Here is a 23,948-nt window from a genome sequence, read left to right on the forward strand (position 1 = left end):
CCGAAATGAGCCGCAAAATCCACCTCGCCCTGCACCCCTACGGTGTGGGCGGCCCCGGCCAGCACGGTCTGTGGAAGGACCCGAGCATCGCGAAGAACGCCAGCATCGACATCCGCTACTACATCGAGCAGGCGCAGGCGGCCGAGCACGCGTTGTTCGACGCCCTGTTCATCGTCGACAGCCAGTTCATCAACGCCACCTACCCGCCGCACTACCTCAACCGGCTCGAACCGCTGACGCTGCTGTCCGCCGTCGCCACCCACACCACCCACGTCGGGCTGGTCGGCACGGCGAGCTCGACCTACAACTCCCCGTTCAACCTGGCCCGCCGGTTCGCCTCGCTGGACCACATCAGCGGCGGGCGCGCGGGCTGGAACGTCGTCACCAGCTTCGACACCGGCACCAGCCGGAACTACGGCCTGGACGAGCACCTCGACTACGCCACCCGCTACGGCAGGGCGCTCGAAGCGGTGCAGGTGATCCGCGGGCTGTGGGACTCCTATGAGGACGATGCCTTCCCCGCGGACGTGGAGCGCGGGGTGTTCCTCGATCCGGAGAAGCTGCACGCCCTCGACCACGTCGGCGAGCACTTCCGCGTGGCCGGCCCGCTCAACCTGTCCCGCTCGCCGCAGGGGCAGCCGGTGATCTTCCAGGCCGGGGTGTCGGAGGAAGGGCGCAACCTGGCCGCGCAGGTGGCCGAAGGCATCTACGCGCCGGGAGGGTCGTTCGAGGAGGCGAAGGCCTACTACGCCGACATCAAGCGGCGTACCGCCGCGGCGGGCCGGAACCCCGACCACATCAAGATCTTCATCCACGGCGGCCCGGTCGTGCGCGGCACGGACTCCGACGCGGAGCGCCGGGCCCGCGAGATCTTCGACGAGGACAACGATTTCGACGCGAGCCTGGCGTTGCTGGGCCGGGCGTTCGGCGCCCACGACTTCAGCCAGTACGACCTGGACGCGCCGTTCCCGGACGTGGCGCACCTGGCGGAGCGGGGCGGCCGCACGGGTGCGGCGAAGATCATCGAGCGGGCGCGGGCCGGCGGGCTGACCCTGCGCCAGGTGGTCCAGACCTTCCAGGAGTACCGGCGGTCGCCGTTCGTCGGTGCGCCCGGCACGGTCGCCGACACCATCGAGCGGTGGTTCGCGGCGGGCACCTTCGACGGGATCAACCTCGCCTTCCGCAACAACGAGGACCTGACGTGGTTCGTCGACGCGGTGGTGCCGCTGCTGCAGGAGCGCGGCCTGTTCCGCACCGAGTACACGGGCAGCACCCTGCGCGAGCACCTCGGCCTGCCGTTCCCCGTCAACCGCCACACCCGTGAGCGCAACCTGGTCGGTGCCTGATGGCGGAACGGGACGTCTCCACCGTCCGCTTCCCGGACGCCGGGCCGCCCGAGGACGTCGAGGTGCTGATCATCGGCGCAGGTCCGGTCGGCCTGTCGGCGGCGGTCGAGTTGCACGCGCGGGGCGTGGCGGTGGCCGTGGTGGACCAGGCGCGCGAGGCGACGCTGGTCCGCGCCGGGGCGATGGGGCACACACCGCGCGTGGTCGAGCACTTCCGCCGGTGGCGGGTGCTGCAGGAGATCCGCGACGAATGGACGTTCCCGCCGGAGTGGAACAAGGGCATCCGCCTGGTCACGTCGCTCGTGGGGCACGAGCTGGTACCCACCCCGCGTCCCTCCTTTGTGGACACCGGACGCGGTGCGGCCGAGGAGGCGCTGCGCCGGCCGCAGACCGCGCTCGTCCAGGTCTTCCTGCGCCACCTCGCCCGGCACGGCGTCCGCGTCTCCGGAGGGTGGCGGCTGACCGGGCTGCGCGAGGACGCGTCGGGCATCGAGGCGATCGGCGAAAGCGGCGGTGTGATCCGGGCGAAGTACGTCCTGGGTGCCGATGGCGGCAGCAGCACCGTCCGCCGTCTGGCCGGGATCGCCAGGCAGGGTGAGTACGCCACCGAGAAACGGGTGCGGCTGGTGGTGCGCACCGGCGACCTGTCCGGCCGGATCGGCCCGGCGCCCAGCGGCACCAACATCGTCGTCAACCAGCGGGCGGACGGGTTCCTCGCGGCGATCAGCCCGCGGGAGTGGCGGGTCTACGCCGGGCCCTTCCCGCTCGACCACGAACCCACCGAAGCAGAACTGCTCGACACGGCACGGGCGGCGTTCGGGTTCGACCTCGACCTGGAACTGGCGTCGGCGACGACCTTCTACCACGCCACCCGGATCGCGGAGACCTTCCGCGCGGGGCGGGTGCTGCTGGCCGGGGACGCCGCCCACGTCCGGACGCCGGGCGGCAACCTCGGTGAGGGCTTCGGCGACGTGGTGAACCTGGGCTGGAAGCTCGCCGCCGTGCTGCGCGGATCGGCGCCGGAGGAGTTGCTGGACTCCTACGACGCCGAACGCCGCCGCCACAACTGGCGGGTCGCCGACTTCGCGCTGCGGCGTTCGCGGCGGACCCAGGCCACGCTCGCCGACATCCGCCGCATCGGCGTGCCCGACGACGCCGACCTCAGCCCGGACGCGCGTCAGCGGCGCGAGGCCATCGGCACCCTGCTGCGGGAAAGCCGCCTCGGCGGCGACGGGGTCACCTTCGACGAGCGCTACGACGATTCGCCGGTGATCTGGTACGAGGACGGCCAGCTCGAAGCGGAACCGCCGTGGCGCGGCGACGGGTACACCGACGACGCGCGCCCGGGGCACCGGGCGCCCAACGGCGTGCTCGACCCCTACGGCGGCACGCTGTACGACCGGATCGGCAACGACTTCGCGCTGCTCGTGCTGTCCGCGGATCGCGAGGCGGAGCGGGCCTTCACCGCCGAGGCGGCCGCGCGCCGCCTCCCGTTCACGGTCGTGCACCTCGACGGCACCGGGGCGGGCGAGGTCTACGACGCGCCTCTCGTGCTCGTCCGCCCGGACCAGCACGTCGCGTGGCGCGGTGCGGCGCTGCCGGAGGGCGGCGCGGCCGCGGTGTTCGACCGGGTACTGGGCGGCTCGCGGGTCAGTCCTAATTGGAGGGAGCCTCACATGGCCAGCTACACCGAGTTCTACGCGCCGCAGGGATTGCGGACCCGCGGCACGGTCATCGTCGTCCCGGGGCGCGGCGAGACCCAGCGCACCTACACCCGGCTGGGCAAGCGGCTCGCCGCGGACGCCTACGAGGTGCGGATCATCGACGCGCCGCGGATCGATCAACCCGACGTGCTGACCCGCCTCGGTGACACGCTGACCGAAGCGGCCGGTGGGGCGACGCGCCCGCTGGCCCTGCTCGGCGCCGACACGGGCGCGACCGCGCTCGCGGCACTCGTCGCGAGCGACGACACATCCGCACCCTGGTGGCCCGACGCGCTCGTGCTCGCCGGGCCCGCCGGAGGCGCGACGGGCGCGACCTCGAGCTGGGACGAGGAACTCGACCTCAGAACCCACTGTCCCGCGCACCGCGCGGTGCTCTCCGGTGACGAGGCCTTCGCCCGCGACGCCCTCGCCGTGCCGGTGCCGCCGGAGTTGCTCGACGCCGCGTACGGCCGGGCGGTGGAGCTCCCGCACCTCGTGCTGGTGGGGGACGCGGATCCCCTCGTGGACCGCGAAACCCTGTCCCGCGCGGTGAAAGCGGCACCGGCGGCGCGGCTCGCGGTGGTCGGCGACGCGCACCACGACGTGCTCAACGACCTGCAGCACCGCTCGGTCGCCGCCGAGATCGTCAGCTTCCTCGAAACGCTCGGCAACCGCCTGGTTCCCGTGATCTCGGTGGAGTCGAGCACGTGGTGAGTCCACAAGCGACAGAAAGGGTCCTCCCATGACCGACCAGTGGCACCGGCCGCTGCGCCACATCAAGGGCAGCGAGCTGTCCGGCGACACCACGCAGACCAGCGGGATGCGGCGGCTCGAAGCCGTGTCCGGCAAGACCGTGGGCTCGGAGAAGGTGTGGATGGGCGAGACGCACGTCGGGCCCGCCACCAACTCCGGCGACCACCACCACGGCGAGGCGGAGACCGCGATCTACGTCAAGTCCGGCCACCCCGTGTTCGTCTTCGCCGACGGCGACGAGGAGATCCGACTGGAAACCGGGCCCGGTGACTACATCTTCGTGCCGCCGTACGTGCCGCACCGCGAGGAGAACCCCGGGGACGAGGACGCCGTCGTCGTCATCGCGCGCAGCAGCCAGGAGGGCATCGTGGTGAACCTGCCCAGCCTCTGGTCCCCTGTGGACGGTCCCGCCGACTGAAACCTCACGTCGCCGGGCGCAACCGCCGCACGTTCGCGGGGCCGTCGATCGCCCCGCGGGCGATGCGGTGGGCCAGCTCTTCGAGCCGTTCCCGCGTCGTGTGGTCCGCGGGCTGGTACACGACGACCCGGGCACGCGGGTGCTCCTCCAGCTGCATCGTGATGGCCCGCACGGACAGGCTGCCGACGTGCAGCGACCGGATCCCCTTCACCCGCCCGGGATCGGTCGCCACGTCCGCCTGGTCCCACAGGCGCACGAACAGCGGCGACTCCTCGCGGAGCCGGCGCAGGAACGGCTCCCACGCCGGATCGGTGACCGACTCGCCGTAGTACGCCCGCATCTTCGCCACGATCGCCGCGCACTCCTGCTCGTGGTCGGAGTGCCCCGCGATCCAGTCGGGGTGGGTGAAGTGCAGGTAGGCGCAGTTGCGGTCGGCCGCGGGCACCGCTTCGAGGTCGTCGATCATGAACCGGAACGGCGCGTTGTAGGCCAGCGCCTCGAACCACGGGTTCATCACGACCGCCGGGTGCGGCGACAGGCTGTCCAGCAGCGCCTGCACCTGGCCGCGGGCCCGTTCCCAGCTCGACGGGGTTTCCGCGTCGGGGTGCCCGCCGAGGAGGAACAGGTGGCGGCGCTCGTCGCTGGACAGGCGCAGCGCGTCGGCGATGGCGGCCAGCACCTCGGCGCTCGGCCGCACGTCACGCCCCTGTTCGAGCCACGTGTACCAGGTCGAGCCGACGTTCGCGAGGACCGCGACCTCCTCCCGGCGCAGGCCCTTGACCCGGCGCCTGCCGCCACCTCCGGGTAGCCCGACGTCGGCGGGCGCGAGCCGGTCACGCCGCGCCCGCAGGTACGCGCCGAGTTCGCGGGAACGGACATCCGCCATGCCGACGATCATCCCACGGGGGCACGGGGTCAGGGTGGTGGTCCGACCACCAGCATCACGGCGCTCTGGGTAGGTCCCCGCCGGCCGCGCAGGGTTGGGGGCATGGAACGAACCTGGCCGGTGTTCGTCGCGGCCTTCGGGGCGACGTACACGTTCAGCATCGGCAACGTGACCGCCCCGCGTCTGGGCCCGGAACTGGGCGCGAGCCGGCGCGAAACGGCGCTGGTCCTCGCCGCGTTCGCGGTGGCGTTCGCGGCGGGACTGATCCTCGCCGGGCGCCTCGGCGACCGGTATGGCCGACGGCGGCTGCTGACGATCGGGCTCCTCGCGCTGGCGCTGACCTCGGCGCTCGCCGCGGCGGCTCCCGGACTGTGGTGGCTGGTCGCCGCCCGCGTCCTGCAGGGCACGGCCTCGGCGCTCGTGATGCCCCAGACGCTGGCGATCGTCCAGACCTCCGGCGGCCCGCACGCCAAGGCACGCGGGCTCGCCCTGTTCACCGCGAGCTCCGGCGTCGGCACCGTGGCGGGGCAGGTCCTCGGTGGCCTGGTGATGGGGCTGGACCTGCCGTTCGCGGGATGGCGAGGGGCGGTGCTGACCTCCGCGGTCCCCGGTCTGGTGGCGCTGCTCGGCGCGCGGCGGCTTCCGGCTCACACGCCGGACAGCACGGAACGGCCCGACCTCGGCGGTGCGCTGCGCGTGGGGATCCCGCTCCTGGCACTGGTCGCCGGGCTGTCGCTCGGCCCGGCGGTCGGCTGGGCGTGGTGGACGTTCGCGTTGGTGGCGCTGGGCCTGCTCGGGTTGTACGGCTTCTGGCTCAACCAGGGGCGGCGCGAGCGGGCGGGACGCCCGGTGCTGGTCGCGCCGTCGAGCCTGCGCCTGCCCGCGCTGCGGCTCGGCCTGTCCATGGCCGTGCTGCTGTTCGCCGGTTATGGCGCGTTCAGCTACGAGTACTCGATGCTGACGCAGGTCGGCCTCGGGCTGACGCCGGTGGAGTCCGGCCTTGCGCTGACCGCGTTCGCCGGGACCTTCGTGCTCGCCGGACTCCGGATGCCGCGGATCACCGCGCGGTTCGGCGACCGCACGATGGAGCTGGCCGCGGGCCTGCTGGCCGCCGGTCTCGTCCTGCTCGGCGTGGCCTCGTGGGTCACCCAGGGCGAGGGCGCGGGGGTCTGGATCGGCTGCTTCGAAGTGCTCGGCCTGCTCCTCGGTGTCGCGCAGGCGAGCCAGTACGGGCCCCTCGCCGGGACGGTCATGGCCGCGGTGCCGCACCGGGTCGCCGGCCTGGCGGGCGGGCTGTTCACGACCGCACAACAGGCCTCACTGGGGCTCGGTATCGCCACGATCGGCGGGGTGCTGGGCGCGCTCGCCCCCTCGCTCGGCTGGCAGCACGCCTTCGCGGTGGCGCTCGGCGTCCAGGTCGTCACCACCGCGTTGTTCTGGGTCCTCGCGCGACGGCTCCGGAGCCGGGCGCGACGGCCCGCGATAGAAGGAAGAGAGGAAATCCACCCGTGATCAAGATGATCATCACCCTGAACCGCCGGAAGGGCATGACCCACGAGGAGTTCACGGACTACCAGCGGAACGTGCACCGGCCGCTGCTCATGTCCATCCCGGAGGCGAAGCAGTACATCCGGAGGTTCGTCGTCTCCTACCCCGTCCCGGCGCCCCGCTACCCCGAGCCGGCGTACGACTCGGTGGTCGAGGCCTGGTTCGACAGCATGGCCGACCTCGAAGCCCTGTTCTTCAGCGAGAACTTCCTGAAGATCGTCGACCCCGACCACGAGAACTTCATCGACCTGTCGACGTTCGGCCGCATCATCTGTGAGGAGGACGTGGTCATCGACGGGGAGTGAGCACCGGATGAGCTGGTGAGTGAGCACCGGACGGCGGCATGGTGCGTTCGCAGTCCACGATCGGAAGGGAAAGCACCATGACCGCCGTCTTCGTCCACGGGGTACCGGAAACGACCGAGGTGTGGGGCCGCCTGCGCGGCCACCTCGACCGTGACAGCGTCGCCGTCCCGCTGCCGGGGTTCGGCACCCCCTGGCCGGACTCCTTCGGTGCCACGAAAGAGGAGTACGCCGACTGGCTCACCGAGTGGTTGCGGGACGTCCCGGGCCCGGTCGACCTGGTGGGGCACGACTGGGGCGCCTTCCTGGTCTACCGGATCGCCACGGCGTCCGGGATCCCGTTGCGCAGCTGGACCGCCGACGTCATGTGCGGGCTGCACCAGGAGTACGAATGGCACGAGGTGGCGCAGTACTGGCAGACACCCGGGGTGGGGGAGGAGGTCGTGCGGCAGATGATCGCCGACAAGGGCGCCACGGCGAGCACGCTGCGCGAGCGTGGCGTGCCCGAGCAGGACGTGGGGGAGATGACGAGCCACATCGACGAGCTGATGGGACGCAGCATCCTCGGCCTCTACCGCTCGGCGGTGCCGAACCTCTCGGACTGGGCGAGGGACGTCCCCACCGCCGCTCCCGGGCTGGTGCTGCTGCCGGAGAACGACGCCTCCGACAACCGGGCGCAGGCCGGGGAGATCGCCGGGAGGGTGTCCGCGGAGTTCCGGGTGCTGCCGGGATGCGGGCACTTCTGGATGCTGGACGACCCGGAGGGCACGGCGAAGGTGCTCACGACGTTCTGGGACTCGGTCGGTTCGTGAGGACCGGTGTCCCGGTCAGCTCGTGGTGCCAGAGCAGCTCACTCATGCGCCGGACGGCCGCGGCGAGGTGGCGGCGGTAGGTGCTGAACGGGACGCCGAGGCGCTCCGCCGCCGCCTCCTGCGTCGGCACGGCCTTGAAGTAGGTGACGGTCACCGCCCGGTGGAGTTTGTCGCCGCCCCGCTCGCCCAGCAACGCGTCGGCGGCGTAGGTCAGCAACTCGGGAAGGCTGTGGCCGCTTTCCACGAGCACGCGGCTGCGGTCGAGCGGGTTCGCGACCGGGCGGCGGAACGTGCGCAGCGCGTCACGGACGGCGGCGTCGAACTCCTCCCGCGACAGCACGACCAGATTGTCCTGACGTGCCAACGGTTCCCGTGTCACGACCTGGCCCGAGAGCATCGCCCTGCTCCGCTCCGCCAGCCACGCGGCGGCGGGCTGGGCGCGCCAGTCGTGTGCGAACACCGCGTACCCGTGCTCCCCGGCGTCGATCCGCGGCCACCCGAGCTCGGCGAGGCAGGAGTCCCAGTCGCCGTCGTCCGGCAGCACGACGTAGGACCAGGCGAGGTTGCTGGACCGCAGCACCTCGCCGAGAACGCGCCAGCGGGACCCGTGGAACCGGGCCACGCCGAGGTGCTCGCCCGGCCGTACCGGGGCGTTTTCCCTTGCGTGCCGCCAGATCGCGGCGATCACGGGATCCGTTTCGTCGGGGTCGGTCAGCCGGAGCCAGGCCGAGAACCCGGTGATCTCACCGGTGCCGGTGAGGCGGAACGCGCCGGGCTGCCGGTCGAGCCAGCTCGCGGTGGCGGACGAGTCCCCTTCGGTCCGGCGGACGAGTTCGAGCACGGCCTCCCGGTGCTCCGGCGCGTACGGTTCGTCGCTCACCTCGTCCTCGTCGAGCCACTTCGCCAGCGGCCGGTCGCGACGGTACAGGTGGCCCAGGGCGCTGACGCTCTGCCGGAGCCGGTTCTCCGGCGCGACGCGGAGCTGCTGGAAGACGTGTTCCCGCACCTGGGCGTGCAGGTCGGCGAAGCTGTCCGGGTCGCGCCACCTGAGGTCGGCTTCGACCACTTCCCGCACGGCGTCGTGCGGGAACAGCCCGTCCGGATGGGATTCCACGAACGGTTGCGCCCGCAGCCATTCGAACAGCAGCGGCGCGTCCTCGCCCAGCAGTTCGCGCAACAGCGCTTCGGAGGTGAAGCGCGCGTGCGCGCAGATCTCCAGTGCCCTGCGGTGCCGCGGGCTGGGGATTTCACCGACGAGCTGGGGGAGCAGTGTCGCGACGAGGTCCTGGTCCGGGGTCCACGGGGTGCCGTCGTCCCGCGCGGCGGCCCTGGCGGCCAGCGCCAGCGCGAGCGGGTTGCCCCCGGCGAACGACAGCACGTCCTGGTGCCGGGCGGCCGGGACGCCGTGCGCTGCGAGCACCTCCACCGCTTCGGCCGGAGCGAGGTTCCCCAAGGCGGTGACCCGCACCAGCTTCGCCCACCCGGGATCCGCCACCGCGGGCGGTTCCGGCGGCTCCCGGCTCGCCACGACGACCACCACACCGACGGGCAGCTGGGTCAGGAGCCATTCCTGCTCCCGCGTCCCCTTGACGTCGCAGAGGTTGAGGTGGTCGACGAGCAGCACCAGCGCCGGGTCGCGCACGGCGTCCCCGACCGCCGCTATCGGGGACGCGGCCTTTTCGCCGCTTTTGCCGTCCAGCTCGAGGACCCGGCGCCCGGCCCGCCTGGCCTCGCGCGCGTACCGCCGCAGCAGCATCGACTTCCCGATGCCGCCGGGCCCGTGCACGTGGTGGATCGGCGGGGCGGTACCCGCGAGCGCGGCCCGGAACGCCGCGAGCTCCGGGCCGCGCCCGACGAAGCCGCGATCGCGCCCGGCCTCGACGGCGTCCCCGAGGCGTTCCGCGGTGCTGCTGGTCGTGCTCACCTTTCGACGCTACAGGGGGAGCCGGGAACTGCGAACTAAACGCTCCCGACAGTGCCCTGGAGGTCGGTCATGCGTTCGTCGTAGCCGGTCTCCGGGTTGACGACCCGCCCCGCCGCCCACCAGTTTTCGCGCGCTGTCTCGAAGGCCACCAGCAGGACGTCCTCCTCACCGACGCCGGCGAAGGACCGCAGGTTGGCCACGATCGCCCGGAACAGCTCGGTCTTCTGCTCCGCGGTGCGCTGGTTGAACGCCAGCTGGATGAACATCGCGCGCTCGCCTCGGGGCAGGCCGAACACAACGGGCTGGATGACGAAGTTCTCGGGGTCGACCTCGTGGAAGACGTGGAACTGGTCGTCCTCGGGGATCTTCAGCACGTCCACCATGGCGCGGTGGATGGCCTCGGAAACGAGGTGGCGGTATTCGGGGGTGGTTCCCCGGCGCAGGTGGACGTTGACGAGAGGCATGGTGTTTTCCTTTCACGAGACCGGCGCCGGGACCTGGAAACAGGTCAGCAGCGCCGAGGTGTTGAGGTACTGGCCGATGAGGTTGACGAGCACGACGAGCGTTTCCACGCCGAACGTCGTGACCGCCTCGTCGTAGAGGTCGTCCGGCACGTGGTGGTCGCGGACGAGGGCGACGGCCAACCGGTGCGCTACAACGGCTTCGGCGCTCAGACCGGAGGGTTCGCCGCCCCGTCGAAGCGCCGCGATCGCGCCCGCGGGTACGTCAGCACGCTCCGCGGCCGCGGTGTGGGCGTACAACGCGTATTCGGCCTGCCAGTGCGCGGCGACGGTGAGGATGACCACCTCGCGGACGTCCTGGGGGATGCCGGACCGCGTGATGGCCTGCGTCCACTCCAGCAGAGGCGCGGCGAGCCGAGGGGCGCGCAGCATGACGTTGAACGGGCCGATGAGCCGTCCGTCGGGCAGTGCCGCGGTGTAGCCCGCCGCGGCCCTGACGCGGGTGGCGGTCAGACGCTCCCACACCGCGTGTTGCTCCGCGTCGAGGGCGTCAGGTGGCAGCAGCGGTAACCGGCCGCCGGGTTGTTCTTCCATGTCCCCGACGTTAGGAACGCGCGGGGCATTCCGCCAGCGAATGTCCTGCATAGCCGATATGATGATTCCTTATGGAGGTCGCGCTGGTCGGGTTGCGGGTCCTGCGTGAGGTGGCCGAGCGCGGCACCTTCACCGCGGCGGCCGAGGCGCTGGGGTACACGCAACCCGCCGTCTCCCGGCAGGTCGCCGCGCTGGAGCAGGCCACCGGCGCCCGGCTGTTCGAGCGCCACCCCGGCGGCGTGCGGCTGACCCCGGCCGGGCACGCCCTGCTGCGGCACGCCGTCGTCGCCCTGGACGCGCTGGACGCGGCCGAGCGGGAACTGCGTGGCAAGGAGGACGACGCCGGCCGCGTCCGGCTGGGGTTCTTCCCCGCGGCCGGCGCGGTGGTCGTGGGGCGTGCGCTGGCGGCGCTCCACCGGGAACACCCGCGGATCCAGGTCAGCACGCGGGAGGGCGGCACCCCGTCGCTGGTGCGGGCGCTGCGTACCGGGGCGATCGACCTCGCGCTGCTGACCTCCCGGCCGCCACACCGCTCACCGGACACCGACGATCCGCCCCTGCACGTGGAGCCGCTCCTGGAAGACCGCCTGGTCCTGGCGGTCCCGGCGGGCAGCCCGCTCGCGGCGCGCCCGGCCGTGACCGCGGAACACCTCGCCGGCGAGACGTGGATCGGCAGCCCCGCCGGCGCCGGCGAACCCCTGCTCGGCGTCTGGCCCGGCCTCCCCGGCAGGCCCCAGGTCCGCCACGCGGCGCGCGACTGGCTCACCAAACTGAGCCTGGTGGCGGCCGGAGCCGGGATCACGACCGTTCCGTCGACACTGCTGTCCGCGGTCCCGCCCGGCGTCCGCCTCGTCACCCTCGACGGCGTCCCGGAGGAGCGGCGCCGCGTCAGCCTGGTGCGCCTGCCCGGCTCGCCCACGGCGTCGATGGACGCCCTCGTGCACGCACTCCGCCAGGAAGCCGCCGCCCTCGCCGAGTGAGGTGGTGTTCTCGGGTCAGAGCAGGCGGTGGAGGTCGTAGCGGACCTGGTTCGCGGTGCGCTCGGCGCGGCCGATCAGGACGCTGGTGGTGAGCCACCGGTACCGCGCATCCGCCGTGGTGGCCCGCAGCGTGACGCGGAAGTAGTACTCCGCGGGGTCGACGTCCTCGCCCCGGGCCAGCGCGGCGAGGACCTCCGGCGGCCCGGTGCGGACGCCGGTGCTGACCAACCCCACGAGCGCGCCGGACAGTTCGAGCGTGTAGCGGGCTTCGACGAACACGGTGCCGTCGGGCAGCACGCGCTGCCAGTCCGCCCCGCCGGGCAGGACGCGGCCGGACAACGCGGGCCCGTCGACGGTGCCGCCGGTGATCGGCACCGTGCGGTGGTGGCCGTCGGGACCCGGGCCGAAGTCCAGCGGGGGAGCGAGGTCGACGGTCACGGTGGCGAGGGGCTCCAGCCCCGGCGGCGGGAACAGCATCAGGCGACCTCGCGGATCTGCAGACCGGTGATTCCCAACGGTGACTCCTCCAGACGGTTCGATCTCCGCTGACCGTAGGCGCCCGGCCCGCCGGAAGGAACCGGTGAAGGAGCGCTGATCATCATCTTTACCAGCCGCGGATCGCGATATATGTTGCTTGCTGCAACATATTGTCCGCGCGTCGTGGCACGAAGAGGTGCGTTCCGATGACGAAGCAAGACGGGCCCGGCAGACGGGCCGCTTTCCTGGTGGTGGCCTGCTGCCTGCTCCTGGGTTTGGTGGCGGCACCGGCTTCGGCCACACCCGCGCGGGACGACGGGTGGGTGCTGAGCACCAATGACCCGTCGAAGAACTACTCACCGACGTTCGTCGGCAACGGTTACCTCGGAGCCCGGGTGCCCGCGGAGGGCCACGGGTACAGCAGCAAGCCCATCGTCACCCAGTCCCAGCTCGCGGGCTTCTACGGCGCTCCTTCCGCCGGGCAGGAGGAGCGGGCCGGTTTGCCGACCTGGACCACGCTCGGGTTCGGCCGCGGCGACGACGTCTACGGACTGGGGGAGTGGTCCTGCGGCTTCGGACAGCTGTGTCCCGCCGCCTACGGGAAGATCTCCGGGGGCGCGTTCCTCGAGAGCTCACACCCCGGCTCGATCACCGGGAGCTACCTGGCGGGCCTGAACACCAACAACACCCCGACGGTCGGCGGCAGGGACGTCGTCCCGGTCCGGAACGCGCCGGCCGGCCCGGCGACGCTCGCCGTCCGGTACGGCAACGGCAGCGGCAGCGCGCAGACCGTCCACATCGGAGTGAACGGCCAGTCGCGGCAGTTGTCCGTGCCCAGCCTGGCGAGCTGGGACGACTGGGCGGTGGTGACGGTGCCGGTGACCCTGAACGCGGGCGCGAACACGCTCGAGGTCACGGTCGCGGACGGCGACACGGCGCGCGTCAACGTCGACTACCTCGCGCTGTATCCCGAAGGCGCGCAGCCGCCCACGCAGGTCGCCCCGTCGACGGTGGGTGCCACGACGAACTACCGGCAGTCGCTGGACCTGCGCACGGGTGTGCTGAGCACGTCGTTCGACTGGACCTCGCCCGCGGGCGACACGACCAGCTTCGCCTACGAGGTCAACGCCAACCGCGCGGACGGCCACCTGGGCACGGTGAGCGTGCGCGCCGTCCCGCACTGGAGCGGCACGGCCACCGTGATCGACGAGTTCGACGCCCGAGGTCTGGACCACGCCTCGACGCGGGACCCACAGGTGGACGGCCGGACGGCGACGCTGTCGGAAACCGTGGTGAGCGACGGAAACCTGGTCACCGCCGGGATGAGTTCCGTGCTGCGCGTCGACGGGAGGACCTTGCCCACCCGGGCGATCGCCGACGGTGGTGCCGGACAGCGAGCGGACTTCCCGGTGCGAGCCGGGCAGCCGTTGCGGATCACCAAGTTCGTGGGGGTCGCCTCCAGCGTCGACACCGACCGCCTGCCCGCGGCTCCGCAGCAGGCCGCCGCGAGGACCGCGGCCCACGCCGCCGTCGAGGGCTACCAGCGTGCGCTGGCGCGCAACCAGGACGCCTGGGCGGACCTCTGGCGGTCGAACATCTCGATCCCCGGCGACCCCACCATGACCGCGCAGGTCCACGCGTCGATGTTCTACCTGCTCGCGAGCGTGCGCGCCGGGGTCGTCTGGAGCGCCAGCCCGGGTGGCCTGTCCTCGGACGGTTACAGCGGCCACGTGTTCTGGGACATGGAGACGTGGATGTACCCGGCGCTGCTGGCCCAGTACCCCGACATCGCCGCCGACGCGAACGCCTACCGGCAGCAGCGCCTGCCCGCAGCCAGGGCCGCCGCCGCGGCACTGTCCACTCCGGACCACCCGGTCAAGGGTGCGAAGTTCCCGTGGCAGAGCGCGCTGACCGGCAAGGAGACGACCCCGGACTGGTCACCGGACGGCAGGCAGGAGATCCACATCAACTCGGACATCGCGCTGGCGCAGTGGCAGTACTACGAAGCGACCGGTGACCGGACCTGGCTGCGGGACAAGGCGTGGCCCGTGCTGCAGGGCATCGCCGACTACTGGGCCACGCGCGCGGTGCCCGACCCGGCAGGCGGGTACTCCATCAACGACGTCAAGGGTGCCGACGAATACCACGACAACGTCAACAACAGCGCGAGCACCAACGCCGGAGCGCAGGCCTCACTGCGCATCGCGATCCGCGCCGCGGGCATCGTCGGGCGGCCCGCCGATCCGGCGTGGGCGAGGGTCGCGGACGGCCTGAAGATCCCGGTCGATCCCGTGAACAACATCCACCCCGAGTTCGACGGGTACGCGGGGCAGACGATCAAGCAGGCCGATGTCACCTTGCTGCAGTACCCGTGGGCGGTGCCGATGTCGCCCGAGCTGGCCCAGAACGACCTGGACTACTACCGGCAGCGCACCGACCCCAACGGCCCGTCGATGACGGACGCGATCGCCACCATCGCCGGTGCCGCACTCGGTTCGCCCGGCTGCCAGGTCTACACCTCGCTGCGCACCAGCGCGGATCCGTACCTGGCGGCGCCGTTCAACCAGTGGTACGAAACCCGCACGGGCGGCGCGTTCGACTTCACCACCGGCCAGGGCGGCTACCTGCAGGAGTTCCTCTACGGGTTCACCGGGCTGCGGTGGGGGACCGACGCCGTCGCCGTCGATCCCTTCCTGCCGCCGCAACTGCCGGGCGTGGACATCACGGGGATCAAGTGGCACGGCCGCACGTTCGACCTGTCCGTCGGCGCGCGGACCACGAAGCTGACCCTGCGTTCCGGTCCGCCGCTCCCGGTGCGCGTCGGCGGCGGTGACGTGCGCCAGGTCCGGCCCGGCGTCCCGCTGCAGCTGCCCACCCGCCACCCCGCGGGCGACGCGACCGACTGCGGGTCCTGACCGGCGCCCCGGTCAGGAACGCGCCTCGGTGGTGCCGGTGAGCAGGCCCCGCGCGGCGAGGTTGGCGATCAGCGCACGGATGCCGAAGGTCCAGTCCGGGGCCTGCTCGGCGGTCGTGACCACGTTGACGAGCGAGCCGAGCGCGGGGGAGGAGATGCGCACGACGTCGCCGGGCTTGTGGGTGAACCCCTGCCCCGGCTCGTCCCGGTCCTCGGTCGGCGCGAACATCGTGCCGGTGAAGAGCACGAACCCGTCGGGGTAGCGGTGGTGCGGACCGTGGGCGTGGGCCACCAGCTCGGCGATGTCGCGGCTGATCTCGCTCACGGGGTTGACCCCGTGCAGCGAGAACCCGTCGGTGCCGGTGATGTCGAGCGCGACCTCGACGCGGCGCGCGTCGTCGAGCGTGAAGCCGTCGTCGAACAGCCGCAGGAACGGGCCGATCGCGCAGGAGGCGTTGTTGTCCTTGGCCTCGGTCAGCAGCAGCGCGCTGCGCCCCTCGAAGTCCCGCAGGTTCACGTCGTTGCCGAGCGTGGCCGCGACCGGCGCCCCCGCCGAGGTGACCGCCAGCACCAGCTCCGGCTCGGGGTTGTTCCAGGTGGAGCGGGCGAGCACCCCGATCTCGGCGCCGGTGCCGACGGCGGACAGCACCGGCGCCTTCGTGAAGATCTCGGGGTCGGGACCGATGCCCACTTCCAGGTACTGCGACCACAGTCCCTCACGCACCAGGAGGTCCTTGACCCGCGCGGCGTCTTCCGACCCCGGCCGCAGCTGCGAGATGTGGCCGCGGACGAGACCGGCGATCCGGTCGCGGACCTCCTCCGCGCGCCGCGGGTCCCCGGCGGCGCGTTCCTCGATGACTCGCTCCAGCATGCTCCGGACGAACGTGACCCCGGCCGCCTTGATGACCTGGAGGTCCACCGGGGCCAGGAAGCGCGCGGACGCCGGGTCCCGCGACAGCGTCGCGGTGAGCAGTTCCGCCAGCGGCCACTCGCGCCCGCCCGCCGCGCCGCGCACCACGGCCACGGCGTCGGGGCGGTCGAGCAGGTCCGCGACGGTGGGGCTCACCGCGGTCAGGTCCACGACCCGGTCACCGCGGATCGCCGCGACACACGGGCCGCCGACGGCGGGATCGAAGACGCGCGCGAGCAGCGTGGCCCGCTCGGCGTCGGCGGGAAGGAGCTGACCGGGCTGGGCGATGGGGTGCACGAGACCGCCTTCCTGGACTGAGCAGCACTTGACGGAGAACGTCCTATCATCGTACAAAGGTCGTACGATGGCCGCCATGAGCGACGACCTGCGCAGGCGGCTCTCCGAGCGGCTGGCCGACACCCTCGAGAACGAGATCGTCGGCCTGGCACCGGGCGAGCGGCTGCCCACCGAGGCCGAGCTGGCGGCCCGTTTCGGGGTGTCCCGCACGGTCGTCCGCGAGACCGCGCGCCTGCTGGTCCAGCGCGGGCTGGTCACGGTGAAGCCCGGACGCGGGATGGCGGTGGCCGAGTTCGACGGCCGGGTCATCGCCGACCAGTACGGCCTGCTGCTGCGGCGCAGCGAGGGGTCCTTCGAGCAGCTGCTCGAACTGCGGCTGGTGCTGGAGGCGGAGATGGCGGTCTTCGCCGCCGCCCGCCGGACCGGCGAACACCTCGCCGAACTCGAGCGGGCCAACCGCGATCTGGCCGAGGCGCTGGAGAACGCGGATGCGCGCGACCGGTTCCTCGAAGCCGACCTGCGCTTCCACGAGATCGTCGCGCGGGCGAGCGGCAACCCGTTCTTCTCGCTGGTGATCCGCCCGGTGAACGCCTTCCTGCGCAACGCCTACGCTTCGGGCCCCGGCTACCCCTCCGAGGCGGCCAACACGCTGGCCGAGCACCGGGAGATCGCGGAGGCGATCGCCGCCGGTGATCCGTCACGGGCGCGGTTCGCCACCGAAAACCACCTGCGGCGCGTCATGCGCCACAGTGACCGGCTCCTGTCCGAAGCGCCGCGGTAGGCCGAGGTCTGATCATCATACAAAGCAGGCCCCGGACAGGGCCGGAATGCGCGCCCCGGCCTAGCTAGCCGCCTCCGGCGGGTTGCCCTCGAACGCCACCCGCGCGAGGTCACGCAGGAATTCGGTGCGCTCGCGGGGGCGCAGTGGTTCGAGCAGCCGTTGCTGCACGAGCTCGACCTTGGGGTGGATGCCTTTCAGCGACGCGAGGGCGTCGCGGGTCAAGGTCAGGATGCGGCCGCGGCCGTCGGCGGGGTCCTTTTCGCGGGTGATCCAGCCGCGTCCGGCCAGCCTGTTCACGATGTCCGTCGTCGTGGAGCTGTCCAGCGCCGCCAGTTCCCCGAGCCGCCGCTGGTTGATCCCCGGCCAGCGCCCGACGACGTGCAGCACGGCGTACTGCGGGCCGGTCAGCCTGCCGTCCATGATCTCCGCCCAGTACGCGGTGTGCACCTGCTGCGCGCACCGGATCAGGTGACCGGGCACGGCCAGCTCCAGAACCGGGAACGCGTCCTGGGGCGCCCCGCGCAGCTCGCCCGCGGCGACCCGGGCGACCGCGGCCAGCTCGGTCACGAACGCCGCGCGCCGCGAGGCCCGCAGCGGCGCCAGCAGCGCGTCCTGCACGGCCTTGACCCGCGGGGTGATCGACGACAACGCGATCGACGCGGCCTGGGTCAGCGTCAGCAGGTAGCGGCGGGCGTCCTCAGGGCTCCGGGAACGCTCGATCCACGCCTTCCGCACCAGCCGGGCGACGACGTCCGCTCCCGACGACCTGTCGAGCGAGGCGAGGCGTACCACCCGCTGTTGGTCGGACTGGGGAAACGCGGCGAGCACGGACAGCACGGCGTACTGGGGTCCGGTCAGGTCGCCCGGCACCAGCTCACCCCACAGGGAGTTGTGCACCGCCTGGCTCCGGCGGATCAGGTAGCCGGGGATGGACACCAGCCGCGCCGGCTCGGACGACTTCACGCCGGCGGAGGGCCGCTCACGACCGCGGGTCGTCACTGAAGCACTCCTCTCGACCACTCCGGGCCACCCTACCGAGGAGTGCTCCGTATACGCACTATCGGGTGGCCGCTCCTCGCCGGCCGGGGTGACCGGCCGGTGCGGCAAGGGTTTTCCCGCGCCGCACCAGGTACTCGTACCCGGCGGTGAGCTGGCCTTCCGTCCACAGCCCCGCCCGCTTTTCGGCGACCTCGGCCTCGCTCGACCACCGGCGCGGACCACCCGCTGCCATCGCGTCCAGCTGGACCCGGCAGGCCCGGTCGAGCAACGCCGCGTGCATGACGGCCGCGGCGAGGGACGCCCCGACGGTGACCATCCCGTGCCCGGGGATGAGGCAGCCGTTGTTGTCCCCCAAGCACTTCGCGAGCTCTTCGCCGAGCTGTGGGGTGGAGATCAGGTTGCCGGTCGTGGTGAACCGCGGGACGTCGGGGGCCAGGAACGGGACGGCGTCGTGGGTGAGGGGGCGCAGCGGTTCCTCCGTCGAGGCGAACGCCGCGGCCGCGACCGAGTGGGTGTGCACCACCGCGCCGACGTCCGGGCGGGCGGCCAGGATTTCGGTGTGGATGCAGTACTCCAGGTGGCGGCGGCCGGTCCCGGCACGGACCGAGCCCGCGCGGTCGACCACCACCAGCGTGTTCTCGTCCACTTCTTCGAAGCCCAGCCCGGACACCTTCATCAGCACCGAGTCACCCGCGACGCGCATCCCGACGTGACCCCACACGAGGTCGGACTGCCCTGCCGCGGCGAGCGCCCAGTTCGCTTCCGCCACCGCCCGCCGGTCGTCCTCGGAAGCGAATCCCTCGAAAGCGGTCACAACATCACCGTCACGGACTTGGACTGGGTGTAGCTCAACAGTTCCTCCAGGCTCTCTTCGCGGCCCACACCCGAGTTCTTCCAGCCGCCGTACGGTACGCCCTGGAAGTGCGGGCCGGCGCCGTTGATCCACACGAACCCGGTTTCGAGCGCGCGGGCGACGCGGTGGGCGGTGGAGATGTCGTTGGTGAAGACACTGCCGGTCAGTCCGTAGTCGACGCTGTTGGCGATCCGCACCGCGTCCTCTTCGTCCGTCCAGCGGATGACGGACACCACGGGGCCGAAGATCTCTTCGTTGGCGACGGGCCACTCCGGGCTCACCCGGTCGAGGAAGGTGGGCGCGACGAAGAGTCCCTTGTCCACCGAGGCGGGCCTGCCGCCGCCCGTGACGACCCGCGCTCCACTGTCGACGGCACCCGCGAGGTAGCCGAGCACCCGGTCGTACTGGCGCTTGTTCACCATCGTCCCCTGGACGGCCTCCGGGTCGAGCGGCGACACGAACCGGCGGCCGGCGAGCTGCGCCGCCACCGCCGCCAGTACCTCGTCGGCTATGTCGTCGTGCACGAGAAGCCGGGACGTCGACCCGCACGACTGGCCGGACCAGGTGAAGTTCATGCCCTGGATCGCCGCTCGGGCCACCTTCTGCGGCGAGGCGTCGGGGAACGCGATGAGCGCGTTCTTGCCGCCGAGTTCGAGCGTCACGTGCTTGACCGCCACCTCCGCGGCGCTGCGCTGGATGAACCGCCCGACCTGCTCGCTGCCCGTGAAGCCGATCCGCCTGACCAGGCGGCTGCGCACGATCGCCTGCGGCGCCTCCGGCCCGTCGCCGACGACGACCTGCACGACGCCCGGCGGAAGGATCTCCTGGACCAGGTCGGCCAGCAGCAGCGCCGACAGGGGAGTCGCCTCCGCGGGCTTGAGGACCACCGTGTTGCCGGCGGCCAGCGGTGCGGCGATCTTGCTGGCGGCGAACATGAACGGGTGGTTGAACGGGATGATCTTCCCCACCACGCCGTAGGGCTGCAGCTCGGTGAAGTGCAGGTTCGTGCTGGCCGGCACGGTGTAGCCCTTGGTCTCCATCGCGAGCCCGGCGAAGTACCGCAGGCTGTCCAAAGCGATCTTGACGTCGAGCAGCATGATGCCGACCGGGGCGCCACCGTCGATCGCGTCGAGCACCGCGAAGTCCTGCGCGCGCCGTGCGATCTCGTCGGCCAGCGCGAAGAGCGCCTTCGCCCGCTCGCCCGGGGTCGTGCGGGCCCAGGCCGGGAACGCCCGCGCCGCGCCGGCGATGGCCCGGTCGACGTCCTCGGCGGAGGCGTCGGGCACGTGCGCGATCACTTCCTCGGTGTAGGGGCTGGTGACGGGGAACGTCTTCCCGCTCGCGGCGCCGACTCGCCGGCCGTCGACGAGCAGGCGCCATTCCCGGTCCAGCAGTCCTCGGACACGCGCCTCGTTCGAGGCCAGCGTTGCCGGTTCGGCGTCGTGCACGGTGCCAATGCTCATCGTTCGCTCTTTCTGCGATGTGGCCGGAAGACGTCAGCGCGATAGATAGTACGTACGCGGATGGTGGGACTATAGGCTTCGCTGGAAGCGGGTGTCAACGAAGCGTGGCCAGCAGGCTTTCGGCCCCTGGACTGGGTTCAGTGACCCTCAGAGTCCGGAGAGGCACCTTGCCCTCCCGAAATATTACGTATACGGTCGGAACTCGCTGGGGGTTGGATGCACTGTGGAAGGAGCGTCAATGGTGACGTCGGTGGCTTCGCTCGAGGGGCAGGTCCGGCATCCGGTGCTGGGCGACCGGGCGCTGAAGTTGGGTACTTTCTCGACGAACCTGAGCGGGGGGTGTGCGATTTCGACGGCCGACGGGGTGCTGACGGCGGACTGGCCGTCGACCGCGGAGCTGGGGCGGCTGGGTGACGCGATGGGGTTCGAGGCCCTCGTGCCGGTGGGACGGTGGCGGGGTTTCGGCGGGGCGACGGACTTCAACGGCGCGGGTTTCGAGTGTTACACGTGGGCGGCGGCCCAGGCGGCGTTGACGAGCAGGGCGGGCATCTTTTCGACGAGCCACGTGCCGACGATCCACCCGGTGCTGGCCGCGAAGCAGGCGACGACGATCGATCACATTTCCGGTGGCCGTTTCGCGTTGAACGTCGTGACGGGGTGGAACAAGCCGGAGATCGAGATGTTCGGCGCGCCGTTGCTGCCCCACGACGAGCGTTACGCGGTCGCTCAGGAATGGGTGGACATCGTGGTGGCGCTGTGGACGCGGGACGAGCCGTACAGTTTCGAGGGCAAGTACTTCCGGGTGCAGGACGCGTTGTTGAAACCGCGTCCCGTGCAGAGTCCGCGTCCGGTGCTGATGAACGCGGGTGCGTCGACGGCCGGGCGGCATTTCGGTGCGCGCAATTGCGATGTGGTGTTCGTGAACACCGATATCGGGCACCAGAACCCGGAGGCGATGGCGGAGCGGGTGAAGGCGTTCAAGGCGCTGGCCCGCGAGGAGTACGGGCGGGAAATCGGGGTGTGGACGAACGCGTACGTCGTGCAGGAGGACACGGAGGAGGAGGCGCGCCGGTTCCTGGACTACTACGTGAACCAGCGGGGGGACTGGGAGGCGGCGACGAACCTGGTGAACGGGATGGTCGGTTCTCAGGCGTCGTTCAGCGCGGAGACGATCAACGACATGAAGTTCCACTTCATCGCCGGCTGGGCGGGATATCCGATCGTGGGGACCGCGGAACAGGTGGTGGACGTGCTGGGCGCGCTGGCCAAGACCGGGCTCGACGGGATTCTGCTGTCCTGGCCCAGGTACGTGGAGGACATGCGCCGGTTCCAGCGGGAGACCCACCCGCTCTTGGAACAAGCCGGCCTGCGCTGACGCCCCCGGAACAGCCGCCTGAGGAGCAACGATGCTGACCATTGTGGACGAAGGCACCAGCCAGCAGGTGCTACGCCAAGCCTACGGGCATTTCCCCAGCGGAGTCGCCGCGGTCTGCGCCCTGCTCGACGGCGGGCCCGTCGGCATGGCCGTGAGCTCGTTCACCTCCGTCTCCCTCGCTCCTGCCTTGGTGTCGATCTGCGCCGACAACGGCTCGACCACGTGGCCACGCCTGCGCACCGCTTCACACCTCGGAGTCACCATCCTGGGGGCGGGGCACGAAGACGCCTGCCGCCAGCTCGCGGCGAAACAGGGCGACCGCTTCGCCGGTCTCACCGTCCACACGACGAGCAACGGCGCGGTGTTCCTCGACGGTGCCGCCGCGTGGCTGGACTGCGAGCTGGACTCCGAGATCCCGGCGGGGGACCACCGCATCGCGCTGCTGCGGGTGCGTGCTTTCCAGACCGAGACCGACAACGCGCCACTCGTGTTCCACCGGTCGGCTTTTCGGCGGTTGAGCGGCACATGACCGGCCGGGAGGTGGTGCTGGACGGCGTGCGCGCCATCCGGGCCGGTGAGCCGGTCCTCCTCCTCGGGCAGGACCAGGGCGTGGTGGCGCTGCCCGCGTCGCTCGCCTCGACCAGGTGGACCGCGTGGGTGGTGAGGCACAGCTCGGGCCTGCTGTCCGTCGCTTTGGACAGCGTACGAGCCGACGAGCTTCGCCTGCCCCGATGGTGGCGGGCGGGCCTGCGAGCGGACCCGCGTACGCGGTGTCGGTCGACGCGGCGAACGGCATCACCACCGGGATCAGCGCCGCCGACCGCGCGCACTGCGCACGCCTCCTGGCCGATCCGGCCACGCGCCCCGAGGATCTCCGGCGCCCCGGCCACGTGCTCCCGATCCGGGTGCCGGCCGACCCCGCGCCTGCCGGGTACGGGTTTCCGGAGGCCGCGATCGACCTCTGCCGTCAGGCGGGCCTGCCGGCGGCCGCACTGCTCGCGACCGTCGTCGATGACGGGGGAAACGTTGCCACGGCGGCGCAAGTCCGCGCGCTCGCGGCGGAACACGGCATCGTCACCGCCGACTGCGCGGCCATCGGCGCGCCGAGGTTCGCCGGGACGCTGCGGAAAGTGGCGGCCATCGAGCTGCCCACCGGCCGGGGCCCGTTGCACGCTGAGTCCTATTTGGACACCGCGAGCGGCCTGCGGCACCTCGTGATCTTCGGGCGGACGCCCGGCCCGGTGGGGACGCAGCTGGAGTGCGTCACGGGTGCCGTCCTCGGTGGCACCGGCTGCCCCTGCCGCGCACGTCTGGACGCGTCCATCGCCCGCCTGCACGACCAGGGCGGGGTCCTCGTCTACCTCAGGAGCGGTCAGGCCGGCCGGCACCAGGACCTGACCGTCGCCGACCGGGCGGTCAGCACCGCACTGCTGTCGACGGCGGGCTTCGAGTCGCGCCGCCCTCAGGAACGGGCGGCCAGGTAGGAGTCCAGCGTCCGCAGCTTGTGCGCCCTCGCCACGCGTTCGACCTCGTCGGCCGGGGCGCCCTCGCGCAGCAGCTCCAGTATCCGCTCGTGCTCGGCGACCGAATCCGCCGACCGGCCGGGCACGAACGTGAAGCTGGACCGCCTGATCAGCGACATCCGCTGCCACTCCCGCCCCAGCAGGTCCCGCAGGTGCCGGTTGGGGCACGCGTCGCACAGCAGGCGGTGGAAGCGCTCGTTCAGCTCGGTGAACCGCACCGGGTCGAAACCCGTCCCGGCCTGCAGCGCGCGCATCTCCTCGTTCACCTCGGCCGCTTCGGCGAGCTGTTCGGCACCCAGGTGCGGCGCGGCCAGGCTCGTCGCCGCGCCCTCCAGGTACGCCAGCGTCTGCATCGCGTCCGCGTAGTCCGCCGTGTCGATCCCCGCGACCTCGGCACCCACGTTCCGCGTGAACGTGACCAGCCCTTCGGCCTCCAGGCGCCGCACCGCCTCGCGGACCGGGACCGTGCTGACGTTCAGCTCGCGGGCCAGCTGGTCCAGCACCAGCCGGAACCCGGTGACGTACCGGCCGCTGAGGATGCGGCTCCGCAGCTCCCGGTACACCGTCTCGGACTTGGACAGCTTCGGGGCAGCCGTCGTGTCCCTCATGGCCGCCCCTCCGCTTTCCGT

General features: G+C 71.8%; 22 protein-coding genes. 12 read left to right on the plus strand and 10 right to left on the minus strand.

Annotation, left to right across the window (positions count from 1 at the left end):
* Positions 1-5 precede the first annotated feature (5 nt).
* The 3 genes from ABFX51_RS14585 to ABFX51_RS14595 are packed head-to-tail and all read left to right on the plus strand — an operon-like array spanning position 6 to position 4,220.
* Positions 6-1,346, plus strand: coding sequence for an LLM class flavin-dependent oxidoreductase (locus ABFX51_RS14585; RefSeq protein ID WP_346053976.1), 1,341 nt, complete (start codon positions 6-8; stop codon positions 1,344-1,346).
* Positions 1,346-3,763, plus strand: a complete 2,418-nt coding sequence (locus tag ABFX51_RS14590; RefSeq protein WP_346053977.1) for an FAD-dependent oxidoreductase — start codon at positions 1,346-1,348, stop codon at positions 3,761-3,763. The genes ABFX51_RS14585 and ABFX51_RS14590 overlap by 1 nt, the downstream gene beginning before the upstream one ends.
* A 28-nt stretch (positions 3,764-3,791) precedes the next feature.
* On the plus strand, positions 3,792-4,220 hold the full coding sequence (locus ABFX51_RS14595) for a cupin domain-containing protein (RefSeq protein ID WP_091514906.1): 429 nt from the start codon (positions 3,792-3,794) through the stop codon (positions 4,218-4,220).
* Positions 4,221-4,224: 4 nt separating this feature from the next.
* On the opposite strand, the gene ABFX51_RS14600 is transcribed toward ABFX51_RS14595, so the two are convergent.
* Complete coding sequence (locus ABFX51_RS14600) at positions 4,225-5,106, minus strand: helix-turn-helix transcriptional regulator (protein WP_346053978.1); 882 nt, start codon at positions 5,104-5,106, stop codon at positions 4,225-4,227.
* 102 nt (positions 5,107-5,208) lie between these two features.
* Here ABFX51_RS14600 and ABFX51_RS14605 point away from each other — a divergent pair, with 102 nt between their 5' ends.
* The 3 genes from ABFX51_RS14605 to ABFX51_RS14615 all read left to right on the plus strand — a co-directional run bounded on the left by ABFX51_RS14605 (position 5,209) and on the right by ABFX51_RS14615 (position 7,768).
* A complete protein-coding gene (locus ABFX51_RS14605) occupies positions 5,209-6,618 on the plus strand; it encodes an MFS transporter (RefSeq protein ID WP_346053979.1) in 1,410 nt (469 codons plus the stop codon).
* A gap of 5 nt (positions 6,619-6,623) precedes the next feature.
* Entirely contained in the window at positions 6,624-6,959 is a 336-nt protein-coding gene (locus tag ABFX51_RS14610; RefSeq protein ID WP_245783359.1) for an EthD domain-containing protein, read from the plus strand.
* A 77-nt stretch (positions 6,960-7,036) separates the two neighbouring features.
* Entirely contained in the window at positions 7,037-7,768 is a 732-nt protein-coding gene (locus tag ABFX51_RS14615; protein WP_346053980.1) for an alpha/beta fold hydrolase, read from the plus strand.
* On the opposite strand, the gene ABFX51_RS14620 is transcribed toward ABFX51_RS14615, so the two are convergent.
* From ABFX51_RS14620 to ABFX51_RS14630, 3 genes are read right to left on the minus strand one after another with little or no spacing between them, the layout of a single operon-like run.
* Positions 7,737-9,692 (minus strand): AAA family ATPase, encoded by a 1,956-nt coding sequence (locus ABFX51_RS14620; RefSeq protein ID WP_346053981.1) that lies wholly within the window; start codon positions 9,690-9,692, stop codon positions 7,737-7,739. The two genes, ABFX51_RS14615 and ABFX51_RS14620, sit on opposite strands and share 32 nt — an antisense overlap.
* Before the next feature lie 35 nt (positions 9,693-9,727).
* Positions 9,728-10,156, minus strand: coding sequence for a tautomerase family protein (locus ABFX51_RS14625; RefSeq protein WP_346053982.1), 429 nt, complete (start codon positions 10,154-10,156; stop codon positions 9,728-9,730).
* A 12-nt stretch (positions 10,157-10,168) separates the two neighbouring features.
* Positions 10,169-10,747, minus strand: a complete 579-nt coding sequence (locus tag ABFX51_RS14630; protein WP_346053983.1) for a carboxymuconolactone decarboxylase family protein — start codon at positions 10,745-10,747, stop codon at positions 10,169-10,171.
* 71 nt (positions 10,748-10,818) lie between these two features.
* Here ABFX51_RS14630 and ABFX51_RS14635 point away from each other — a divergent pair, with 71 nt between their 5' ends.
* Positions 10,819-11,727 carry a LysR family transcriptional regulator gene (locus tag ABFX51_RS14635; protein ID WP_346053984.1) on the plus strand — a complete coding sequence of 303 codons (909 nt, stop codon included), beginning with the start codon at positions 10,819-10,821 and terminating at the stop codon, positions 11,725-11,727.
* Positions 11,728-11,742: 15 nt separating this feature from the next.
* Here the strand turns inward: ABFX51_RS14635 and ABFX51_RS14640 are convergent, their stop codons facing one another.
* A complete protein-coding gene (locus ABFX51_RS14640) occupies positions 11,743-12,204 on the minus strand; it encodes a DUF3237 domain-containing protein (RefSeq protein ID WP_346053985.1) in 462 nt (153 codons plus the stop codon).
* 206 nt (positions 12,205-12,410) lie between these two features.
* Between ABFX51_RS14640 and ABFX51_RS14645 the strand changes: the two genes are divergently transcribed.
* Positions 12,411-15,119, plus strand: a complete 2,709-nt coding sequence (locus ABFX51_RS14645; RefSeq protein WP_346053986.1) for a glycosyl hydrolase family 65 domain-containing protein — start codon at positions 12,411-12,413, stop codon at positions 15,117-15,119.
* Positions 15,120-15,131: 12 nt separating this feature from the next.
* Here the strand turns inward: ABFX51_RS14645 and ABFX51_RS14650 are convergent, their stop codons facing one another.
* Positions 15,132-16,325: a fumarylacetoacetate hydrolase family protein gene (locus ABFX51_RS14650; protein ID WP_346053987.1), complete on the minus strand. Its 1,194-nt coding sequence runs from the start codon at positions 16,323-16,325 to the stop codon at positions 15,132-15,134.
* A 76-nt stretch (positions 16,326-16,401) separates the two neighbouring features.
* On the opposite strand from ABFX51_RS14650, the gene ABFX51_RS14655 reads away from it, so the two are divergent.
* Entirely contained in the window at positions 16,402-17,106 is a 705-nt protein-coding gene (locus ABFX51_RS14655) for a FadR/GntR family transcriptional regulator (protein WP_346053988.1), read from the plus strand.
* Between the two features lie 60 nt (positions 17,107-17,166).
* Here the strand turns inward: ABFX51_RS14655 and ABFX51_RS14660 are convergent, their stop codons facing one another.
* From ABFX51_RS14660 to ABFX51_RS14670, 3 genes are read right to left on the minus strand one after another with little or no spacing between them, the layout of a single operon-like run.
* A complete protein-coding gene (locus ABFX51_RS14660; RefSeq protein WP_346053989.1) occupies positions 17,167-18,105 on the minus strand; it encodes a MarR family winged helix-turn-helix transcriptional regulator in 939 nt (312 codons plus the stop codon).
* 58 nt (positions 18,106-18,163) lie between these two features.
* Entirely contained in the window at positions 18,164-18,919 is a 756-nt protein-coding gene (locus ABFX51_RS14665; RefSeq protein ID WP_245783356.1) for a class II aldolase/adducin family protein, read from the minus strand.
* The gene (locus ABFX51_RS14670) at positions 18,916-20,421 is read right to left on the minus strand and encodes an aldehyde dehydrogenase family protein (RefSeq protein WP_346053990.1); all 1,506 of its coding nucleotides are present in this window, start codon (positions 20,419-20,421) and stop codon (positions 18,916-18,918) included. Before ABFX51_RS14670 ends, ABFX51_RS14665 begins: the two co-directional genes overlap by 4 nt.
* Before the next feature lie 238 nt (positions 20,422-20,659).
* On the opposite strand from ABFX51_RS14670, the gene ABFX51_RS14675 reads away from it, so the two are divergent.
* The 3 genes from ABFX51_RS14675 to ABFX51_RS14685 all read left to right on the plus strand — a co-directional run bounded on the left by ABFX51_RS14675 (position 20,660) and on the right by ABFX51_RS14685 (position 23,280).
* A complete protein-coding gene (locus tag ABFX51_RS14675; RefSeq protein ID WP_346053991.1) occupies positions 20,660-21,796 on the plus strand; it encodes an LLM class flavin-dependent oxidoreductase in 1,137 nt (378 codons plus the stop codon).
* A gap of 31 nt (positions 21,797-21,827) precedes the next feature.
* On the plus strand, positions 21,828-22,325 hold the full coding sequence (locus ABFX51_RS14680) for a flavin reductase family protein (RefSeq protein ID WP_346053992.1): 498 nt from the start codon (positions 21,828-21,830) through the stop codon (positions 22,323-22,325).
* 202 nt (positions 22,326-22,527) lie between these two features.
* Positions 22,528-23,280 carry a 3,4-dihydroxy-2-butanone-4-phosphate synthase gene (locus tag ABFX51_RS14685; protein WP_346053993.1) on the plus strand — a complete coding sequence of 251 codons (753 nt, stop codon included), beginning with the start codon at positions 22,528-22,530 and terminating at the stop codon, positions 23,278-23,280.
* On the opposite strand, the gene ABFX51_RS14690 is transcribed toward ABFX51_RS14685, so the two are convergent.
* Positions 23,259-23,927, minus strand: coding sequence for a GntR family transcriptional regulator (locus ABFX51_RS14690; RefSeq protein WP_346053994.1), 669 nt, complete (start codon positions 23,925-23,927; stop codon positions 23,259-23,261). The two genes, ABFX51_RS14685 and ABFX51_RS14690, sit on opposite strands and share 22 nt — an antisense overlap.
* Positions 23,928-23,948 lie beyond the last annotated feature (21 nt).

Origin of the sequence: Amycolatopsis dongchuanensis (assembly GCF_039542405.1) — a bacterium.
GTDB lineage: Bacteria > Actinomycetota > Actinomycetes > Mycobacteriales > Pseudonocardiaceae > Amycolatopsis_E > Amycolatopsis_E sacchari.

Coding starts and splice junctions, on each gene's coding strand:
- ABFX51_RS14675 (WP_346053991.1), top strand. CDS start 20,660: ATGGTGACGTCGGTGGCTTCGCTCGAGGGGCAGGTCCGGCATCCGGTG.
- ABFX51_RS14680 (WP_346053992.1), top strand. CDS start 21,828: ATGCTGACCATTGTGGACGAAGGCACCAGCCAGCAGGTGCTACGCCAA.
- ABFX51_RS14685 (WP_346053993.1), top strand. CDS start 22,528: ATGGTGGCGGGCGGGCCTGCGAGCGGACCCGCGTACGCGGTGTCGGTC.
- ABFX51_RS14630 (WP_346053983.1), bottom strand. CDS start 10,747: ATGGAAGAACAACCCGGCGGCCGGTTACCGCTGCTGCCACCTGACGCC.
- ABFX51_RS14625 (WP_346053982.1), bottom strand. CDS start 10,156: ATGCCTCTCGTCAACGTCCACCTGCGCCGGGGAACCACCCCCGAATAC.
- ABFX51_RS14585 (WP_346053976.1), top strand. CDS start 6: ATGAGCCGCAAAATCCACCTCGCCCTGCACCCCTACGGTGTGGGCGGC.
- ABFX51_RS14690 (WP_346053994.1), bottom strand. CDS start 23,927: ATGAGGGACACGACGGCTGCCCCGAAGCTGTCCAAGTCCGAGACGGTG.
- ABFX51_RS14610 (WP_245783359.1), top strand. CDS start 6,624: ATGATCATCACCCTGAACCGCCGGAAGGGCATGACCCACGAGGAGTTC.
- ABFX51_RS14605 (WP_346053979.1), top strand. CDS start 5,209: ATGGAACGAACCTGGCCGGTGTTCGTCGCGGCCTTCGGGGCGACGTAC.
- ABFX51_RS14635 (WP_346053984.1), top strand. CDS start 10,819: ATGGAGGTCGCGCTGGTCGGGTTGCGGGTCCTGCGTGAGGTGGCCGAG.
- ABFX51_RS14600 (WP_346053978.1), bottom strand. CDS start 5,106: ATGGCGGATGTCCGTTCCCGCGAACTCGGCGCGTACCTGCGGGCGCGG.
- ABFX51_RS14590 (WP_346053977.1), top strand. CDS start 1,346: ATGGCGGAACGGGACGTCTCCACCGTCCGCTTCCCGGACGCCGGGCCG.
- ABFX51_RS14670 (WP_346053990.1), bottom strand. CDS start 20,421: ATGAGCATTGGCACCGTGCACGACGCCGAACCGGCAACGCTGGCCTCG.
- ABFX51_RS14645 (WP_346053986.1), top strand. CDS start 12,411: ATGACGAAGCAAGACGGGCCCGGCAGACGGGCCGCTTTCCTGGTGGTG.
- ABFX51_RS14615 (WP_346053980.1), top strand. CDS start 7,037: ATGACCGCCGTCTTCGTCCACGGGGTACCGGAAACGACCGAGGTGTGG.
- ABFX51_RS14640 (WP_346053985.1), bottom strand. CDS start 12,204: ATGCTGTTCCCGCCGCCGGGGCTGGAGCCCCTCGCCACCGTGACCGTC.
- ABFX51_RS14595 (WP_091514906.1), top strand. CDS start 3,792: ATGACCGACCAGTGGCACCGGCCGCTGCGCCACATCAAGGGCAGCGAG.
- ABFX51_RS14655 (WP_346053988.1), top strand. CDS start 16,402: ATGAGCGACGACCTGCGCAGGCGGCTCTCCGAGCGGCTGGCCGACACC.